Genomic DNA, 17,862 nt, shown 5'->3' on the forward strand with positions numbered 1-17,862 from the left:
CCTTGCGATCGGGCGGGGCAAGGCGATCCGGTGTCGCCTTGATTTACAGTCATTGGCGCCATCTTCAGATTTTCTTTGCCATTTTCAGGCAGGGTCTGAGCCCTGTCGGATTTCCTTACAGCTTGTTGTAAGGCTGGGCCGACTCCAGTTGGCGGCCCTTCCCGACCGGAGGGGCGGTGCTGCGGGAAGAAGCGCGATACGATGATCAGGCTATTCAAACATTATGTCCCTCATGCGGTGCTGCTGCTTGGCCTGCTCGATTTCCTGCTGCTGATCGGCGCGGCGGAAGCGGGCTGGATCCTGCGCGCGCATCAGATCGGCATGGATGTCGAGCCGATCGCGACCCGCATCGGCCCGCTGCTGAGCTTCGCCTTCGCCATCCAGACCGGCATGATCGCGGTCGGCGTCTACAGCCCCGAAGCGCTGCAATCGATCCGCTTCGCCTTTGCGCGCCTGCTCGTCGCCATCTCGCTCGGCGTCATATTCCTCTCGGTCATGTATTTCCTCCTGCCCGGCATCACCCTGTGGCGCTCCAACTCGCTCTACGCGATGGGGCTGGCGATGGGGCTGCTGCTGCTGGCCCGCATGCTGCTGGGATCGCTGCTCGGCGGGGAGGCGTTCAAGCGCCGCCTTGTCGTGCTGGGCGCCGGCCGGCGTGCCAATCGCATCCGCGACCTGGAACAGAAGCGCGGCGCCGGTTTCCTGGTGGTCGGCTATATCGCCATGAATGACGGCGACCAGGTGGTGGAGGAAGCGATCAACCGCACCGCCATCTACAACATGTCCGATTATGTGGTGCGGCTGAACGCCAGCGAGGTCGTGCTGGCGCTGGAGGAACGGCGCAACGCCATCCCCATGTCCGACCTGCTGCGGATCAAGACCACCGGCGTCCATGTCAACGATCTCTCGACCTTCCTGGAGCGCGAGACCGGGCGCGTCGATCTCGACAGCGTCAATCCCAGCTGGCTGATCTTTTCCGACGGTTTTTCCGCCGGTCGTCGCCTGTCCAGCATGGCTAAGCGCATCTTCGACATCATCGCCAGCTCGATCCTGCTGCTGCTGACCGGCCCGATCATCCTGTTTGCTGCCTTGCTGGTGAAGCTCGACAGCCGTGGCCCGGCTTTCTACCGGCAACAGCGCGTCGGCCTCTATGGCCAGGAATTCTGGATCGTGAAGCTGCGCACCATGCGCCAGGATGCGGAGGTCAAGGGCCAGGCGGTCTGGGCGGAGAAGGACGATCCGCGCATCACGCGCCTGGGCTATTGGCTGCGTAAGCTGCGCATCGACGAACTGCCGCAGAGCTGGACCGTGCTGAAGGGCGAGATGAGCTTCGTCGGCCCGCGCCCGGAACGGCGCCAGTTCGTCGAGGATCTGGAACAGCATCTGCGCTATTATGCCGAACGGCACATGGTGAAGCCGGGCATCACCGGCTGGGCGCAGATCAACTATCCCTATGGCGCGTCGATCGAGGATGCCCGCCACAAGCTCGAATATGATCTTTATTATGCCAAGAATTACACGCCCTTCCTGGACCTGCTGATCCTGATCCAGACGGTGCGGGTGATCCTCTGGCCTGACGGCGCACGCTGAGCGGCAGGCGATGAGCGCGCTGCTGCAATTCATCGGCGACTGGGGCCATGCACTGGCCGCGGTCCTGTTCGCCGCGCTTGGCATCTTCATCCTGCGGCGCCGGGACGATGCGGCCGAACCGCGCATGCTCGCCAGCGCGCTGCTGCTGACCTCCTGCTGGGCGCTCTATGTCTCGTTCGGCGGCGTCGACAAGCCGCTGTCGGGCATCGGGGAAAGCGTCCGCAACGCGGCCTGGCTGATGCTGCTGTTCGTCATGCTGCGGCGCGGCCCGGCCTCGCGCGGCGGCGCGCTGGTCGCTGTCGGTCTCGTCTATCTCGCCGTTGCCGGCCTCATCTTCCTCCAGACCTCGACCGATCTCACCTGGCGGCAATTGCCGGTCCGCAGCGATCTGCATCAGATGCTGGTGGCAGTGTCGCTGGTGCTGCGGATGATGACGGCGATCGGCTGCCTGCTGCTGGTCCATCATCTTTACACCGCCTGGCCCTCGCGCGATCGCGGTCGGGTATCGCTGCTGCTCGGCGCGCTGGCGGCGATGTGGACTTATGACCTCAATCTCTATGTCATCGGCTATTTCGCGATGGATCGGGTCAACGAGCTATACGCGCTGCGCGGGCCGCTGATGGCGCTTCTGGCGCCGGTCATCGCGATCGGCATGCGCAAGGAAATGGCCGGGCGGCTGCAATTGTCGCGCACCATCGCCTTCCAGTCGCTCTCGCTGGTCGCGGTCGGCCTCTATGTCGTGGTGCTGACCGCGGCGGCGGTGCTGATCGAAATGATCGCCGGCCCCTATGCGCGGGTGGTGGAGATTGGCGCAGTCTTCTTTGTCGCGGTGACCGCGCTCGTCCTGCTGCCCTCGCCACAGATGCGCGCGCTGTGGAAGGTGCAGGTCGCCAAGCATTTCTTCCAGCATCGCTACGATTATCGCACCGAATGGATGCGCTTTGGCGAAACCATCGGCCGGCCGGGCGAAAATGCCCCGCCGCTGGGCGAGCGGGTGGCAAAGGCGGTCGCCGATATCACCGATTCCCCCGCCGCCCTGCTGCTGCTGCGCACCGATGATGGTCGGCTGGCGTTCGAGGCGCAATGGAACTGGCCGCAGGAGCCGATTGCCGGCCTGTCCCTGCCGCTCGATCAGCTGGAAAGCTGGGAAGGAAGCGGCTGGATCGTCGATGTCGGTCGCATCCGCGATGGCGACGCCACCTTCGACCTGCCGCCTTGGCTGATCGAGGATGCCCATGTCTGGGCGCTGGTGCCGCTGCTCCATTATGGCCGTCTGATCGGCGCGATCCTGCTTGCGCCGCCGCCGATCGACCGCCGCCTCGACTGGGAGGATTTCGACATGCTGAGCGCCGCCGGGCGCCAGGCGGCGACCCATATCAGCGAGGCGCAGGGGCAGCAGGCGCTCGACGACGCCCAGCGCTTCGACGAGTTCAACCGCCGCTTCGCCTTCATCGCGCATGACATCAAGAATCTGGTCAGCCAATTGTCCCTGCTCTCGCGCAATGCAGAGCGGCACGCCGACAATCCCGATTTCCGCGCCGACATGCTGCTGACGCTCAAGGAGTCGGTGGGCAAGATGAACGACATGCTGGCCCGCCTGTCGCAGCATAACAAGGGCCGGCCCGAAGAGCCGCGCCCGGTGGCGCTGGGGCCGCTGGTCGATCAGGTCGTGCGCAGCCGCGCCCGCCAGCGCGCCATCACCGTCAGCGGTGACGTGCCGGTCGCGCTCGCCGATCCGGCGCGGGTCGAGCAGATATTGGTCCATCTGCTGCAAAATGCGATCGACGCCAGCGATGCCGATCGCCCGGTCGAACTGCATCTGGGCAGCGCGCACGGTCAGGCGACATTGGCCGTGGTCGATCAGGGCTGCGGCATGACCGCCGAATTCATTCGCCGCGATCTGTTCAAGCCCTTTTCCTCCAGCAAGGCCGGCGGCTTTGGCCTCGGCGCCTTCGAGGCGCGCAGCCTTGCCGAAGCGATGGGCGGGCGGATCGACGTGGAAAGCAAACCCGGCGTGGGGAGCCGTTTCACCCTGCGCCTGCCGCTGGCGCCCGCGCCGGCGTGCGATGATGTTCAAGGAAAGGCCGCCTGATGAGCGACACCCGCCCCAAATTGCTGATCGTCGAGGATGATCCCGGCCTGCAGCGGCAATTGCGCTGGGCCTATGAGGATTATCAACTGTTCATCGCCGGCGACCGGCTGGAAGCGATCGAGATGCTGCGGATGGAGGCGCCCGATGTGGTGACGCTCGACCTGGGCCTGCCGCCGGACCCGGACGGAACCAGCGAGGGCTTTGCCACGCTGGAGGAGATATTGCGCATCAAGCCCGATACCAAGGTGATCGTGGCGTCGGGCCATGGCGCGCGGGAAAGCGCGCTCAATGCCATTTCCGGCGGTGCCTATGATTTCTACCAGAAGCCGGTCGACATTGACGAACTGGGCCTGATCGTCCGCCGCGCTTTCCATGTCCACGCGCTGGAACAGGAAAATGCCCGCCTTGCCGAAGCCGCGCCGGAGGGCGGGAGGGTGCTCGGCCGGATGATTACCGGCGCGCCGGAGATGATGCGGGTCGCCCGCACGATCGAGCGGGTCGCCAGCGCCGATGTCTCGGTCATGCTGCTGGGCGCCAGCGGCACCGGCAAGGAATTGCTGGCGCAGGGTCTGCATGATGCCAGCCCGCGTCGCGGCGGTGCCTTCGTCGCGATCAATTGCGCGGCCATCCCCGAAACCCTGCTGGAATCAGAACTGTTTGGTCATGAAAAGGGCGCCTTCACCGGCGCGGTCAAGACCACCCCCGGCAAGATCGAGCAGGCGCAGGGCGGCACCCTGTTCCTGGACGAGGTCGGCGACATTCCGCTGCCCCTGCAGGTGAAGCTGCTGCGCTTCCTGCAGGAACGGGTGATCGAACGGATCGGCGGGCGCCAGCCGATCGCGGTCGACACCCGTATCGTCTGCGCCACCCATCAGGATCTCGACGCGATGATCGCCGCCGCCAGCTTCCGTGAGGATCTCTATTATCGCCTGGCCGAGATCGTCATCCGCATCCCCGCGCTGCGCGACCGGCCGGGCGATCCGGCGCTGCTCGCGCGCCATTTCCTAACCCGCTTCGCGCAAGATATGAACCCGCAGGTCAAGGGCTTCGCCCCCGATGCACTCGCCGCACTCGACGCCTGGGGCTGGCCGGGCAATGTGCGCGAACTGGAAAATCGCGTGAAGCGCGCGGTCATCATGGCTGATGGCAAGCATGTGACGGCGGCCGATCTCGATCTCGACGGCGATCGGGCCGAAGGCAGCGAGGTCGTCAATCTCAAGGCTGCCCGCGAAATGGCCGATCGTCGCGCCATCCGCCGGGCGATCGCGCGCACCGACGGCAATATTTCCAGTGCCGCCAAGATATTGGGGATCAGCCGGCCGACCCTCTACGACCTGCTCAAGCAATATAAGATGCAGGGCTGATCGATGCGGCGCTCACGCCTGATCCTGCTGGCGGGCCTTGCCCTGCTGCTGCTGGCGCTGGCCGGCCTGTGGCAATGGCGCGTGCATGAGGCGGACGGCAGTGCGGCGCTCGCGCGTGGGCTGGCCGCGCTGGATGCCGGCGATGCGCGCACCGCCCGGATCGAGATGATGAACGCCATTCGTGGCAATCCGGCATCGCTGCCGGCGCGGCTGGGCCATGCCCGCGCGCTGGTGCAATTGGGTGATGGCGCCGGGGCGCAGGCCGATCTGCTGCGCGCGCGCAGGCTGGGCGCCAGCGTCGCGGACATAAATGGGCTGCTGGCGCAGGCGCTGCTGTTGCAGGGCGATGCCGATGGCGCGCTGCGCGCGGTGCAGGCGGGCGAAGGCAAGTCGGCCGAGGCCGCCCGCGTCGCCGCCCGCGCCTGGCAGGCCAAGGGCGACAATGACGCCGCCCAGCGCGCCTTTGACGATGCGCTGCATCTCGCCCCGCGCGAAGCCCGGACCTGGGTCGATCTTGGCCGGTTCCGCCTGACATTGGGCGATCAGGCCGGGGCGATTGCGGCCGCGGACAAGGCGCTGACGCTGGCACCGGGCGATCCGGATGCGCTGACCCTGCGCGGCATGCTGATCCGCGATCAATATGGGCTGGTGGCGGCGCTGCCCTGGTTCGAACGCGCGCTGGACGATCATCCCAATGCGCTTGCCCCGCTCACCGAATATGCCGCGACGCTGGCCGATGCCGGCCGTGCGAGCCGCGCGCTCAGCGTCAGCCGGCGCATCCTGGCGCTCGATCCCGGCAATCCGCGCGCCTGGTTCCTTCAGGCGGTGATCGCTGCCCGCGCCGGCCAGATCGATCTTGCCCGCACCCTGCTCGCGCGCACCGATGGCCGGCTGGATGGCGAACCGGCGACCCGGTTGCTGCGCGGCGTGCTGCACCTGTCGGATGGCAATGCCGTGCTGGCGGCCGATGCGCTGGGGCCGCTGGTGGCGATGCAGCCCAACAATCGCGTGGCGCGCACGCTGCTCGCCCGCGCATCCTATCTGACCGGCGACTATGCCGGCACGGCGGCGACGCTCGCCCCCCTTGTCGATCGCCATGATGCCGATCCCTATGTGCTGACGCTGGCCGCCCGCGCGCAGGAGCAACTGGGCGATCGCGTGCAGGCCGATGCGCTGCTGGCCCGTGCCTCCTGGCCGGTGCGTCCCTCGTCGGATCTGCTGGGTGGGGCGAATGCCGTGATGGCGCCGCCGGCCGATGTCGCCACCGCGGCCGACAATATCCCCTATATCCGCGCGCTGCTGATGCAGGGGCGCACGGCCGAGGCGATTGACCGCGCCGGGCTGCTGGCGCGCGCCAATCCCGGCGCGCCGGCCGCCCATGTGGTGCTGGGCGATGCTCTGGTCGCTGCCGGCCGGCCGGCCGATGCCGCCCGCAGTTTCGAGGCGGCGGCCAATATCCGGTTCGATCGCAATGCCGCGCTGCGGCTGGTCGCGGCCTGGAGCGCGGCGGGCGATCCCGCCCGCGCGCTGCAACTCGTCCGCCTGTTCCTGGCGCAGAATCCGATGGACGTGGAGATGCAGCGGCTGGCGGCCGGGGCGGCGATGCAGGCGCATGACTGGCGCGGCGCGCTACGCCTGTTGCAGGCTGTGGAAGCCCAGACCGGCGGCCATGATGCGTTGCTGATGGCCGATCTGGCCCGCGCGAGCCTGGAAACGGGATCGCCCGGCAAGGCGCGCCTCTATGCGGCCCAGGCCTATCGCCTGATGCCGGCCAATCCGGTCACCGCCGACATCTATGGCCTGGTGCTGCTGCGCACCGATGCGAAGGGGCCGGCGGCGATCGACCTGCTGGAAAAGGCGGTCGCCCTCGCGCCGCAAAACCCGCCTTTCCAACTGCATCTGGGGCAGGCCTATGCCGCTGCCGGGCGCAAGGCGGAGGCGAAGCGCGCTTTGTCGCGCGCGGCAGCCGCCCATTTCCCCGATCGCCAGCAGGCGGTGAAGGCGCTCGCTGCCTTGTAAAAAAAAAAAGCGCCCCGTGGGGCGCTCTTCTTCAGACCTTCTGGCTGTCCAGTTCGTCGAGCCGGATGCCCAGCCGCCTGATCTGCGCTGCGACCGGCGGCCACACGCTTTCCAGGAAGCGGCTGCGTTCCGCCTCTCGCAGCTTGCGGGTCGCGCCATCGGCGACGAACATGCCCACGCCGCGCTTCACGACGACCAGACCGTCATCCTGAAAGCTCTGATAGGCCTTGGCCACGGTCAGCGGATTGGCGCCCTGCTGCGCGGCAAAGGCGCGGACCGAGGGGAGGAGGTCGCCATCGCGATAGTCCCCATCCAGGATGGAGGCGGCAATGATCTCGCGAAGGCGGAGATAGACGGGTTTGGATTCGTCGCTCATAAGTGCATCAGTGCCATAATACAGCCGTGCAGGTCAATGGACCTTGTTACGTGAAAGTCCGTATTTTCGGCAATTATCTGTCCCATGTCGATACGATATCGTTATAATCTGGCCGGGGCCGTTCTTCCAGCGCGCGTGATGGCGTGCCGATGAAGACGAATCCGGCCAGCCGCTCGTCCGCGCTGCCAAAGGCGTCGCGCACATCGTCATTGAAGCTCGGCCAGCCGGTCAGCCAGCCGCCGGCAAAGCCCAGCGCATGGGTGGCGTGCAGCAGGTTCATGATCGCGGCGCCGGCCGACAATTCCTGCTCCCAGACCGGGATCTTGCTGCCCGCCACAGGCTTGGACAGTGCCACCACCAATGTCGGCGCCTGATGCGCGAACTGGTGCATCGCCTCGATCTCCAGCCGCCCGGCCTCGGGTTTCTCGGCGCGATAGGCCGCCTCCAGCACTTCCGCGAGCTTTTCCCTTTTGTCCTGCGGCACGATCACGAAGCGCCAGGGCGCCAGCTTGCCATGATCGGGCGTGCGGAGCGCGACTTCGAGGATCTGGCGCAGCTGCGCATCGTCCGGGCCGGGCGCGATCAGGTCGCGCGGCTTGCCGGAACGGCGGGTCTGCAGCAGGGTGAGGGGGCTGGAAAGGTCGTTGAACATCGGTTGCCAAATGGGAGGCTTTGCCGCCGGGCGCAAGGGCGAAGGGCGCACTTCCTGTCGCTTCAACCCTGCTTTGACTCTGCCCACCTTTCCCCTCTAGGGTCCGCGCCATAACGCCGCCGCTCTCGCCGGCCGGCACAAAAAGACAATTTCAAGGGGGTCCGATGGCGACCGCAATCACCGTACCGGCGGAGGCAGGCAAGACCTGGCTCGGCCATCCGCGCGGCCTGTTCCTGCTGTTCTTCGCGGAAATGTGGGAACGTTTTTCCTATTATGGCATGCGTGCCATCCTGATTTTCTACCTCACCAAACATTTCCTGTTCGGCGAGGACAAGGCCTATATCCTCTACGGCGCCTATACCTCGCTGGTCTATATCACCCCGGTGATAGGCGGCTATCTGGCCGACCGGTTCCTTGGCCCGCGCAAGGCGGTGCTGGTGGGCGGCGTGTTCATCGCCATCGGCCATTTCCTGATCGCCATCACCGAAGGGCCGGGGGGGCAGGATGGCTTCTATCTCAACGGCTTCTATCTGGCGCTGGCCAGCATCATCGTCGGCACCGGCTTCCTGAAGGCCAATATCTCGGTGCTGGTGGGCGAACTTTATGCCCGTGACGATCATCGCCGCGACCCGGCCTTCTCCATCTTCTACATGGGCATCAACCTGGGCGGTGCCAGCGGACCGATCGTCTGCGGCCTGCTGGGCGAACTGTGGGGCTGGAGCTGGGGCTTCGGCGCGGCCGGCGTCGGCATGCTGCTCGGCCTCGTCATGTTCGTCTGGCTGCGGCCCTGGCTGCTGGGCAAGGGCGAGCCGCCCGCGCCGGAAAAGCTGCGCGCGCCGGCGATCGGCACGATCTCGCAGGAATGGACCATCTATGCCAGCGCCGCGCTGGGCGTGGCGGCGATCTGGATGGTCATCCGCTATGCCGAACTGCTGGGCTATACGCTGCTGATCTTCTCCGCCCTGACCGTCGCCTACATATTGTGGCGTTCGGTGACGGTGCTGACCAAGGTGGAACGCGACCGGATGTTCGCCGCGCTCTTCCTGATCGCGCTCAATCCGCTCTTCTGGGGCCTGTTCGAACAGACCGGTTCCTCGCTCAACATCTTCACCGACCGCAATGTCGATCGCGTCATCCTGGGCTGGGACGTGCCGGCCTCGTTGTTCCAGTCGGTCAACTCCATCTACATCATCCTGCTCGCGCCGCTGTTCGCGGTGCTGTGGACCTTCCTCGACAAGCGCCGGCTGGAGCCATCCTCGCCCGCCAAGTTCGGCATCGGCCTCATCCTGTGCGGCGCCGGCTTCCTGGTGCTGGTCGCGGGCGCGGCCATGGCCGGCCAGTCGCTGACGCCGGTGATCTTCGTCTTCCTCATCTACCTGCTCCACACCATGGCGGAACTCTGCTTCTCGCCGGTCGGCCTGTCGGCGATGACGCGCCTGTCGGTGTCGAACATGGTCGGGCTGGTGATGGGCACCTGGTTCCTGGCGATGGCCGCGGGCAATTTCATCGCCGGCCTGATCGCGCGCGCCACCGGCAGCGGCGAGGCGGGCGACGTGACCCAGGTGCTGGACGTCTACAGCCGCATCGGCTGGTTTTCCGTGGTGGTCGGCGGCCTGGTGCTGCTCGTCTCGCCCTATGTGAAACGCATGATGCATCTCGATCTCATTGCCGCTGAAAAGGGGAAACAGGCATGAACGCACGCAGCAAGCTGCTGCTGGGGCTGGCGCTGGTCGCGACCGGCATGACCGCGCCGGCGGTCGCCAAGAAGGAAAAGGATCAGCCCGCACCGGCGTCTCAGGGCAGTTCGGCCGAGCCGGACAATCCCTATCCTTCGACCTACAAGCCCTATCCGGGCGTGGCGACCGCGATCCGCGGCGCGACCATCTTCGATGGTGAGGGCGGACGGATCGACAAGGGCGTCGTCTTCCTGTCGGGTGGCAAGATCACCTCGATCGGCGGCCCCGACACGCCGATCCCGGCCGACATCGCGGTGTTCGACGGCACCGGCAAATATGTGACGCCCGGCGTCATCGACATTCACAGCCATCTGGGCGTCTATCCCTCGCCTGCCGTGGACGCGCATTCGGACGGCAATGAAATGACCTCGCCGGTCACGCCCCATGTCTGGGCCGAACATTCGGTCTGGCCGCAGGATCCCGGTTTCGGTCGCGCGCTCGCCAATGGCGGCGTCACCACGCTTCAGATCCTGCCGGGGTCGGGCAATCTGTTCGGCGGCCGCAGCGTGATCCTGAAGAATGTCCAGGCCCGCACCATGCAGGGGATGAAATTCCCCGGCGCACCCTATGGCCTGAAGATGGCCTGTGGCGAAAATCCCAAGCGCGTCTATGGCGCCAAGGGCCGCGAACCCAGCACCCGCATGGGCAATATGGCGGTCGATCGCCAGACCTGGATCAAGGCGCGCGAATATCAGAAGAAGCGCGCCGCCGGTAAGGACCAGACCCGTGACCTGGGCATGGAGACGCTGGCCGACGCGCTGGAAGGCAAGATCCTGGTCCAGAACCATTGCTACCGCGCCGACGAGATGGCCAATGTGATCGATATGTCGAAGGAGTTCGGCTACAAGGTCACCGCCTTCCACCACGCGGTCGAGGCCTACAAGATCGCCGACCTGCTGCGCGAGAACGGCATCTGCGCCGCCATGTGGGGCGACTGGTATGGCTTCAAGATGGAAGCCTATGACGGGATCAAGGAAAATGTCCCGCTCGTCCACCAGGCCGGCGCCTGCGCCATCGTCCATTCCGATGACGAGAATGGCATCCAGCGCCTGAACCAGGAAGCGGCCAAGGCATTGGGCGCGGGCCGTCGCATGGGCATCAATATCCCTGACGAGATCGCCTGGACCTGGCTCGCCATCAATCCGGCCAAGGCGATGGGCATCGCCGACCAGACCGGCAGCCTGAAGGTCGGCAAGATGGCCGATGTCGTGCTGTGGAACGGCAATCCGTTCAGCACCTACACCCGGCCCGAAAAGGTCTGGGTCGACGGCGCCTTGCTCTATGACGCCAATGATCCCAAGCGGCGCCCGGTAACCGACTTCGAACTCGGCCAGATCGGCGCGGGAGACGTGAAATGACGATGAAGACCGCAATCCGCGCCGCCGCCGCGCTGCTCGCTATTGCCGCCTCGCCCTTGGCGCTGGCCCAGACCATCGCCATCACCGGCGCCACCCTGGCGATCGGTGACGGGTCGGAACCGATCCAGAATGGCACCGTGGTCATTTCCGCCGGCAAGGTGGTGGCCGCCGGGGCCGGCGTCGCCGTGCCGGCCGGCGCCAAGACGATCGACGCCAGCGGCAAATGGGTGACGCCCGGCATCGTCTCGGGCTTCTCGCGCGTCGGCCTGGCCGAAGTGCCCGGCGTCAAGGAAACCAACGACATCAACGCCCGCACGCCTTTCTCGGCCGCGATCGATGTTGCACCGGCAATCAACCCGCTGGCCAATCCGATCGCGATCAGCCGCACCGCCGGCGTGACCCGCGCGGTGGTCGTGCCCGCGACCGGCAACGGCATCTTTGCCGGGCAGGGCGCGGTGGTCGATCTGGGTGCCGATATGGACCCGATCACCAAGGCGCGCGCCTTCCAATATGTGGAGATGGGCGAAGAGGGGGCGGAGGATGCCGGCGGCAGCCGACCGGCGGCTTACCTCACCTTCAAGATGATGCTGCGCGAGGCGCAGGATTATGCCAGGGCCCCGGCCAGCTATGATGGCCGGTCGAAGGACGCGCTGCTCAACCGGGTCGATGCCGAGGCGCTGGTCCCGGTCGTCACCGGCGCCATGCCGCTGATGATCCATGTCGAAAGCGCGCGCGACATTCTCGGCGTGCTGGCGCTCCGGAAGGACTTCCCGGCGCTGAAACTGATCCTCGCCGGCGCGACCGAGGGCTGGATGGTCGCCAGCCAGATCGCCGCCGCCAAGGTGCCGGTGATCGCCGGCGGGCTCGACGACCTGCCCTCCAGCTTCGAGAAGCTGGCCGCGACCCAGAGCAATGTCGGCCGCATGGTCAAGGCCGGCGTGCCCGTCGCCATGGGCCTGATGGACCGGGACGAAGCGCTGCAACTGCGCCTCGCCACCCAGCAGGCGGGCAATATGGTCGCCCTCAACAAGGTGCCTGGTGCCACTGGCCTCAGCTGGGGCCAGGCGCTGCGCAGCATCACCTCCGCCCCGGCCGAGGCGATGGGGCTGGGCGACCGGATCGGCTCGCTGAAAGCCGGCAAGGCGGGCGACGTGGTGATCTGGGACGGCGATCCGCTGGAAACGGAATCGGCGCCGGTCGCGGTGTGGATCGACGGCATTCAGCAGCCGATCGACAACCGCCAGACCAAGCTGCGCGACCGCTACGCCACCCCTGCCGAGGGCAGCCTGCCCAAGGCCTATGAATGGTAAGATGGGGAAGGGGGCCACGGCCCCCTTTTTCATGCCTGTCGTGAAGGGTGCCGCTGACCATCGGCAGGCGATTCCAGTTGCGTCCAGACAGGCCCGCTCACATCGTCGCGGCGGCCTCCATCAGCAGGGCGGCGTTGGGCGATAGATGGCCGTCGCGCCAGACGAAATGGATCTCGGTGCGTCCCGCCTCGCCCAGTGAATGGGCCTTCACCTGATGATGGCCCGGCAGCGTCTTGAGGATCGATCGCAGCATCCAGGCAGCCCCCATGCCGGCGCTGACGCAGGCAAGCATGGTGTGATAGGATTCGATCTCGATCACCGGCATGTCGCCGCGCCCGCCCGCCGCCAGCCAGCGATCCATGCGGAAGCGGAAGGAGCAGTCGTGGCGGAAGCCATAGATTTCGGCGCATTGCAGGTCACCCGGCTCGCCAATCTCGGGATGCCCCGGATCGGTCACCAGCAGCATCTCGTCGACGAAGGCGACCTTGCTGCGCAGCGCCTTTGACCGGACCGGCCCTTCGGTCAGCGCAATGTCCAGGCTGCCGTCGGCGACATGGGCGACCAGATCCTCCGACGCCTGATGCCGGACATTCAGGGTAATGCCGCGATGCCGCTGCCGCATCCGGCCGATCAGCAGCGGCATATAGTCGACCAGCACCACATCCAGCGCGCCGACCAGCAGCGGCCCGCTGATCCCCTCATTGCGCATCAGCGCGCGCGTGCCGTCGGCCAGGTCCAGTATGCGCTGCGCATGTTCCAGCAATTGCCGTCCCGCCGGTGACAGCGACATGCGCTTGCGTTCGCGCAGGAACAGGATCCGGTCCAGATCTTCCTCCAGTTGACGGATGCGCACGGTGATGCTGGACGGCACCTTGTTGAGGATGCGGGCAGCGCCGGTGACCGAGCCGGTCTCGGCCACGGCACAAAAGGCGCGGAGTTGGGAAATCTGCATGGCAATGTTCCGATTACACGAAAATGGCGTTCCATTCTTTTCATTTTTCCGAACGCAGCGCGAGCCCTAGATATCCATGCGCAACGCGGCGTCACCCCGGCGACGCTGCCCCGATCTCCCGGACATCGAAGGAGGACTTCATGGACTATCGCATTCTCGGCCGCTCCGGCCTCAAGCTGTCGACGCTGACGCTGGGCACCATGACCTTTGGCGGCACCGGCGCCTTCGCCAAGACGGGCAATACCGACATGGCCGGTGCCCGGCGCCAGATCGACCAGTGCATCGACGCGGGCGTCAACAGCATCGACACCGCCGACATCTATTCGGCCGGCCTGTCGGAAGAGATTATCGGCGAGGCGCTGGCCGGCGGACGACGCGAGAAGCTGATCCTGGGCACCAAGGTGCGCTTTCCCACCGGCACCAAGGGCCCCAATGAGCGCGGCCTGTCGCGCCATCACATCGTGCGCGCCTGCGAAGCGAGCCTCAAGCGGTTGCGCACCGACCATATCGACCTCTACTGGTGCCATGAATGGGACGGCATGACCCCGGTGGAGGAAATGCTGAGCGCGTTCGACATGCTCACCCGCAGCGGCAAGATCGGCTATGTGGGCGTCTCCAATTTCTCCGGCTGGCACATCATGAAGATGATCGCCGCGGCCGAACGGACAGGGACGATCCGCCCGGTCGCGCAACAGATCCATTATACCTTGCAGGCGCGCGAGGCCGAATATGAGTTGCTGCCGATCGGTGTCGATCAGGGCGTGGGCGGGGTGATCTGGTCGCCGCTGGCGGGCGGGTTGCTGTCGGGCAAATATCGCCGCGGCAAGCCCGAGCCTGAAGGCACGCGCAAGGCGGCCAACTGGAACGAGCCGCCGGTCCGCGACGTCGAGGCGCTCTACGACATTGTCGAGATACTGGTGGAGATTGCCGAGGGGCGGGGCGAGGGCGTCACTCCGGCACAGGTCGCGCTTGCCTGGCTGCTTGGCCGGCCCGGCGTCACCAGCCTGGTGATCGGCGCGCGCACCGACGTGCAACTGGCGGACAACCTCAAGGCGGCCGACCTGCGACTGACGGCAGAAGAAGCGGCCCGGCTGGAGCAGGTCAGCCGTCCGCCCTTGCTCTATCCCTATTGGCATCAGCAGGATACGGCTGCCGATCGCCTCTCGCCGGCCGACCTAGTGCTGATCGGCCCGCATCTGGCCTGACCTTCAGGCCCGTCCTCCGCGGGACAATCGATGGGAGACGGGCAAGGCAGCCGTCCGGCCGTGCAGATAAGCCAGGGGTGCGATCAGCCAAAGGAAATGAGTGTCGATCTGCCGCAAGCCATTTGACGCTGTGGGTTTCCGCTTTGGCCGTTGATCAAAAGCTGCCTTTGCAATCGCCGTCATTCCGGACTTGATCCGGGATCCATTCAGCGCTCCCTATCTGGCCTAGTGCAGAATGGATCCTGATTTTCGTCAGGATGACGCCCGTAGAGATTGGCAGGCTTCGACCAGCAGCGACATGTTCCCCCTCCCACAGGCGGGAGGGGGTTAGGGGGGGGCTGGACGTCGCACAAGCCCACCCCGCTGCGACTAATGCGCTTCGCGCATAAGTCTCGCTGCCCCTCCCGCGTGCGGGACATAAGTCTCGCTGCCCCTCCCGCGTGCGGGAGGGGCATGTCCGATAACCACCCAAATCTGTCCTACAGCGCCGCCTTTCGGCTATACCGTCGCCGGCTCTTTCCCATCGTCCGCGCGCGTCCAGGGCCTCGCACGATAATTTCCATCATCGGCACGAAAATGTCAGGATGTGCGGGAAATATGCGAAGTTAAGCGCGGCATTTCCTATTTTGCCGCGCCGGGCTCAGCCGCCGGTGGCGCCCCACAGGTCGCTGGCCTTCACGAAGCCCTTCTGGCCCTTCACGTCGAACGCGCACCAGCCGCTTGAGCAGGAACCGATCCGGCCGACCACGCCCTTCTCGGCGCGGAACAGAGTGCGGCTGGTTTCGCTCGCGCCTTCGTGCATCGGTGCTTGCGCCGCGGTGACGATCGCCGTGGCGGTATCGCTCAGCAGGCGGACATGCATCCAGCCCTGGGCACCGTCGGGATCTTCCACCTTGCGCCACAGGCCCAGCACCTGCACCACCTTCACCGGCAGGTCGCGGCGCTGATAGACCCAGTTGGACGGATAATCGAGGCTGGGGCCGACGCGCATCCGCGCCTCGTCGTGCGACAGTGATGCCCAATAGGGCACCGGCTTGGCCGGGGCCGCCGCCGCGCCGCTCATATTGGTCAGTGCCGCGATCATGCCCGCGCCCAGCAGCAGGCGCTTCATGCCCGACCCTTTGCCCATATCACCCATGGTCTTTCCATACGCTTGTCCGGCCGGTCGCGACAAGCTTTCAATCGCAGGCAGCCGCATATCCGCTTGACCGGCGGGGCAGGCGGGAATAGCGGCCATGCTATGGCCAGGAAACCGCGCCCCGCAACGCCGCGCGTCATCGTGACGCGTCGCCTGCCCCCCAATGTGGAGGCGCGCATGGCCGAACTGTTCGACGCCAGCTTCAACACCGGCGACATCCCCATGAACCGAGCCGAACTCGCCGCCGCCATGGCGCAGTGCGACGTGCTGGTGCCCTGCATCAGCGACCAGATCGACGCGGAACTGATCGCCGGCGCGCCCGACCGGCTGCAACTGATCGCCAGCTTCGGCAGCGGCGTCGACCATATCGACCTGGCCGCCGCGCGGACCAGGGGCGTGATCGTCACCAACACGCCCGGCGTGTTGACCGAAGACACGGCCGACATGACCATGGCGCTGATCCTCTCCGTGCCCCGCCGCCTGGCGGAGGGGGAGAAGCTGGTGCGCTCGGGCCAGTGGCATGGCTGGAGCCCGTCGGGCATGCTGGGGCACCGCATCGGCGGCAAGAAGCTGGGCATCATTGGCATGGGCCGCATCGGTCGCGCCGTCGCCCGCCGCGCCAAGGCGTTCGGCCTCTCCATCGCCTATCATAACCGCCATCGCCTGCCGTTCGAGGTGGAGCAGGAGTTGGAGGCCAGCTGGCATGACGATCTCGACGCGCTGCTGCGCGAATGCGACATCGTGTCGATTCATTGCCCGCTCAATGCCGACAGCCGTGGCCTGATCGATGCGCGGCGGATCGGCCTGATGCGGCCCGACGCCTATCTCATCAACACCTCCCGCGCGGAAATCACCGACGAGCCGGCGCTGATCGCCGCGCTTGCCGAAGCACGGATCGCCGGCGCCGGGCTTGACGTTTACACCCATGAGCCGGCGGTCGATCCGCGGCTGCTGGCGCTCGCCAATGTCACCCTGCTGCCCCATGTCGGCTCGGCGACGTTCGAGGGGCGCGACGCCACCGGCGCCCGCGTCATCGCCAATATCCGCACCTGGGCCGATGGCCATCGCCCGCCTAACCAGGTGCTCGAAGGCTGGGTCTGATCGCTGCGCGCGCGGAACAATGCGCGCCCTCCTCCGTTTGGAAACATCAGAGAAACGGAAGGAATCCCACCATGATTCGTCTTGCCATCATTGCCCTTGTGATCGCGGCCGTGCTCGCCGTCCTCGGCTTCGGCGGCGCCGCCGGCACCTTTGTCGGCATCGCCAAATTGCTGTTCGGCATCGCCATCGCCCTGTTCCTGATTTTCCTTGTCCTGGGCCTTCTGGCTGGCAAGGGCATCAAGGACGCGATAGACTGACACGCATGATCGAGATTGGCGCTGGAGTGGATGAAACCGGGCGGTTGCTGCGCGATGAGGCCGGCTTCCTGCTCCAGCGCGATCTCGGCGGCACCTGGCGACTGGTTTTGCTGCGCGTGCCGGTCGACCATGTCGAAAAGCGGGTCCGGGTGCGCGGCTATTATGCCGGCGACGACATTGTCGAAGCGGATGGCGTAGCCGCCGCCTGAACCGGCACCTGGGGCCATCTTGCCAGAATCGTTGCGCCGCGCGATCAGTTGCGCCCATGCGCAAGATCATTTCCCTGATGCTCGCCGTTGCGGCGCCCGCTCTGGCTCACGCCCAGACTCCCCATGACCAGCTGACCCAGGTGATCGACGATCATTGGGCATGGTATCTGTCGGTCCATCCGGTGGAAGCGACGGCGCGCGGCGTGCGCGACTATGACGACCAGATTTCCGACCTGTCGCTGGCCGCACGCGATACTCAGATCAAGGTGGAGCAGGGCTTCGTCACCCGTCTGGATGCGGTGCCGGAGGCAGGGCTGGACGCCGCCGACAAGGTCAATCGCGCGGTGCTGCTGTGGATGCTGCGCGACGACATCGCCAGCGACAAGCATCAGGCCGAACGGCTGATGCTCTTCACCACCTATTATATCTATGGACGGCTCTCCCTTTGCAAGCGGCATTGAAACGTTCTGCGTGGATCAGTTGCAAACATCTATCCGGCGTCA

16 protein-coding genes are annotated in these 17,862 nt (G+C 66.1%); 12 read left to right on the forward strand and 4 right to left on the reverse strand.

Annotation, left to right across the window (positions count from 1 at the left end):
- Window positions 1-201: 201 nt before the first annotated feature.
- From AC0KVN_RS23730 to AC0KVN_RS23745, 4 genes are read left to right on the forward strand one after another with little or no spacing between them, the layout of a single operon-like run.
- The gene (locus AC0KVN_RS23730) at window positions 202-1,590 is read left to right on the forward strand and encodes a TIGR03013 family XrtA/PEP-CTERM system glycosyltransferase (RefSeq protein ID WP_122129364.1); all 1,389 of its coding nucleotides are present in this window, start codon (window positions 202-204) and stop codon (window positions 1,588-1,590) included.
- A 10-nt stretch (window positions 1,591-1,600) separates the two neighbouring features.
- Complete coding sequence (prsK, locus tag AC0KVN_RS23735) at window positions 1,601-3,682, forward strand: XrtA/PEP-CTERM system histidine kinase PrsK (protein WP_483656416.1); 2,082 nt, start codon at window positions 1,601-1,603, stop codon at window positions 3,680-3,682.
- A complete protein-coding gene (gene prsR / locus AC0KVN_RS23740; RefSeq protein ID WP_004211323.1) occupies window positions 3,682-5,046 on the forward strand; it encodes a PEP-CTERM-box response regulator transcription factor in 1,365 nt (454 codons plus the stop codon). The genes prsK and prsR overlap by 1 nt, the downstream gene beginning before the upstream one ends.
- A 3-nt stretch (window positions 5,047-5,049) precedes the next feature.
- Window positions 5,050-7,065 (forward strand): tetratricopeptide repeat protein, encoded by a 2,016-nt coding sequence (locus AC0KVN_RS23745; protein WP_483656417.1) that lies wholly within the window; start codon window positions 5,050-5,052, stop codon window positions 7,063-7,065.
- 31 nt (window positions 7,066-7,096) lie between these two features.
- Here the strand turns inward: AC0KVN_RS23745 and AC0KVN_RS23750 are convergent, their stop codons facing one another.
- Entirely contained in the window at window positions 7,097-7,441 is a 345-nt protein-coding gene (locus AC0KVN_RS23750; RefSeq protein WP_004211328.1) for a GntR family transcriptional regulator, read from the reverse strand.
- A gap of 73 nt (window positions 7,442-7,514) precedes the next feature.
- Window positions 7,515-8,093, reverse strand: a complete 579-nt coding sequence (locus AC0KVN_RS23755) for a nitroreductase family protein (protein WP_435567408.1) — start codon at window positions 8,091-8,093, stop codon at window positions 7,515-7,517.
- A 164-nt stretch (window positions 8,094-8,257) separates the two neighbouring features.
- On the opposite strand from AC0KVN_RS23755, the gene AC0KVN_RS23760 reads away from it, so the two are divergent.
- Genes AC0KVN_RS23760 through AC0KVN_RS23770 form a run of 3 tightly spaced genes read left to right on the forward strand, consistent with a single transcriptional unit; the run spans window position 8,258 to window position 12,497 of the window.
- A complete protein-coding gene (locus tag AC0KVN_RS23760; RefSeq protein ID WP_004211330.1) occupies window positions 8,258-9,787 on the forward strand; it encodes a peptide MFS transporter in 1,530 nt (509 codons plus the stop codon).
- Window positions 9,784-11,187, forward strand: coding sequence for an amidohydrolase (locus AC0KVN_RS23765; protein WP_037511271.1), 1,404 nt, complete (start codon window positions 9,784-9,786; stop codon window positions 11,185-11,187). The genes AC0KVN_RS23760 and AC0KVN_RS23765 overlap by 4 nt, the downstream gene beginning before the upstream one ends.
- Entirely contained in the window at window positions 11,184-12,497 is a 1,314-nt protein-coding gene (locus tag AC0KVN_RS23770) for an amidohydrolase family protein (protein ID WP_483656418.1), read from the forward strand. The genes AC0KVN_RS23765 and AC0KVN_RS23770 overlap by 4 nt, the downstream gene beginning before the upstream one ends.
- Before the next feature lie 97 nt (window positions 12,498-12,594).
- Here the strand turns inward: AC0KVN_RS23770 and AC0KVN_RS23775 are convergent, their stop codons facing one another.
- Window positions 12,595-13,449, reverse strand: a complete 855-nt coding sequence (locus tag AC0KVN_RS23775; protein WP_435567409.1) for a LysR family transcriptional regulator — start codon at window positions 13,447-13,449, stop codon at window positions 12,595-12,597.
- A gap of 140 nt (window positions 13,450-13,589) precedes the next feature.
- On the opposite strand from AC0KVN_RS23775, the gene AC0KVN_RS23780 reads away from it, so the two are divergent.
- Window positions 13,590-14,654 carry an aldo/keto reductase gene (locus tag AC0KVN_RS23780; protein WP_435567410.1) on the forward strand — a complete coding sequence of 355 codons (1,065 nt, stop codon included), beginning with the start codon at window positions 13,590-13,592 and terminating at the stop codon, window positions 14,652-14,654.
- Between the two features lie 640 nt (window positions 14,655-15,294).
- On the opposite strand, the gene AC0KVN_RS23785 is transcribed toward AC0KVN_RS23780, so the two are convergent.
- Window positions 15,295-15,792: an SH3 domain-containing protein gene (locus tag AC0KVN_RS23785; RefSeq protein WP_435567411.1), complete on the reverse strand. Its 498-nt coding sequence runs from the start codon at window positions 15,790-15,792 to the stop codon at window positions 15,295-15,297.
- 102 nt (window positions 15,793-15,894) lie between these two features.
- Here AC0KVN_RS23785 and AC0KVN_RS23790 point away from each other — a divergent pair, with 102 nt between their 5' ends.
- From AC0KVN_RS23790 to AC0KVN_RS23805, 4 genes are all read left to right on the forward strand, one after another.
- On the forward strand, window positions 15,895-16,893 hold the full coding sequence (locus AC0KVN_RS23790) for a 2-hydroxyacid dehydrogenase (protein ID WP_010337376.1): 999 nt from the start codon (window positions 15,895-15,897) through the stop codon (window positions 16,891-16,893).
- A 71-nt stretch (window positions 16,894-16,964) separates the two neighbouring features.
- Window positions 16,965-17,150, forward strand: a complete 186-nt coding sequence (locus tag AC0KVN_RS23795) for a DUF1328 domain-containing protein (RefSeq protein WP_004211340.1) — start codon at window positions 16,965-16,967, stop codon at window positions 17,148-17,150.
- A 5-nt stretch (window positions 17,151-17,155) separates the two neighbouring features.
- Window positions 17,156-17,359 carry a DUF5818 domain-containing protein gene (locus tag AC0KVN_RS23800; protein ID WP_004211342.1) on the forward strand — a complete coding sequence of 68 codons (204 nt, stop codon included), beginning with the start codon at window positions 17,156-17,158 and terminating at the stop codon, window positions 17,357-17,359.
- Window positions 17,360-17,415: 56 nt separating this feature from the next.
- Window positions 17,416-17,820 carry a DUF885 family protein gene (locus tag AC0KVN_RS23805; RefSeq protein ID WP_483656419.1) on the forward strand — a complete coding sequence of 135 codons (405 nt, stop codon included), beginning with the start codon at window positions 17,416-17,418 and terminating at the stop codon, window positions 17,818-17,820.
- Window positions 17,821-17,862 lie beyond the last annotated feature (42 nt).

The organism is Sphingobium sp. SG1 (genome assembly GCF_057063145.1).

Excerpts from the sequence above, each read along its gene's own strand:
- AC0KVN_RS23730 (WP_122129364.1), top strand. The coding sequence starts at position 202 with ATGATCAGGCTATTCAAACATTATGTCCCTCATGCGGTGCTGCTGCTT.
- prsK (WP_483656416.1), top strand. The coding sequence starts at position 1,601 with ATGAGCGCGCTGCTGCAATTCATCGGCGACTGGGGCCATGCACTGGCC.
- prsR (WP_004211323.1), top strand. The coding sequence starts at position 3,682 with ATGAGCGACACCCGCCCCAAATTGCTGATCGTCGAGGATGATCCCGGC.
- AC0KVN_RS23745 (WP_483656417.1), top strand. The coding sequence starts at position 5,050 with ATGCGGCGCTCACGCCTGATCCTGCTGGCGGGCCTTGCCCTGCTGCTG.
- AC0KVN_RS23750 (WP_004211328.1), bottom strand. The coding sequence starts at position 7,441 with ATGAGCGACGAATCCAAACCCGTCTATCTCCGCCTTCGCGAGATCATT.
- AC0KVN_RS23755 (WP_435567408.1), bottom strand. The coding sequence starts at position 8,093 with ATGTTCAACGACCTTTCCAGCCCCCTCACCCTGCTGCAGACCCGCCGT.
- AC0KVN_RS23760 (WP_004211330.1), top strand. The coding sequence starts at position 8,258 with ATGGCGACCGCAATCACCGTACCGGCGGAGGCAGGCAAGACCTGGCTC.
- AC0KVN_RS23765 (WP_037511271.1), top strand. The coding sequence starts at position 9,784 with ATGAACGCACGCAGCAAGCTGCTGCTGGGGCTGGCGCTGGTCGCGACC.
- AC0KVN_RS23770 (WP_483656418.1), top strand. The coding sequence starts at position 11,184 with ATGACGATGAAGACCGCAATCCGCGCCGCCGCCGCGCTGCTCGCTATT.
- AC0KVN_RS23775 (WP_435567409.1), bottom strand. The coding sequence starts at position 13,449 with ATGCAGATTTCCCAACTCCGCGCCTTTTGTGCCGTGGCCGAGACCGGC.
- AC0KVN_RS23780 (WP_435567410.1), top strand. The coding sequence starts at position 13,590 with ATGGACTATCGCATTCTCGGCCGCTCCGGCCTCAAGCTGTCGACGCTG.
- AC0KVN_RS23785 (WP_435567411.1), bottom strand. The coding sequence starts at position 15,792 with ATGGGTGATATGGGCAAAGGGTCGGGCATGAAGCGCCTGCTGCTGGGC.
- AC0KVN_RS23790 (WP_010337376.1), top strand. The coding sequence starts at position 15,895 with ATGGCCAGGAAACCGCGCCCCGCAACGCCGCGCGTCATCGTGACGCGT.
- AC0KVN_RS23795 (WP_004211340.1), top strand. The coding sequence starts at position 16,965 with ATGATTCGTCTTGCCATCATTGCCCTTGTGATCGCGGCCGTGCTCGCC.
- AC0KVN_RS23800 (WP_004211342.1), top strand. The coding sequence starts at position 17,156 with ATGATCGAGATTGGCGCTGGAGTGGATGAAACCGGGCGGTTGCTGCGC.
- AC0KVN_RS23805 (WP_483656419.1), top strand. The coding sequence starts at position 17,416 with ATGCGCAAGATCATTTCCCTGATGCTCGCCGTTGCGGCGCCCGCTCTG.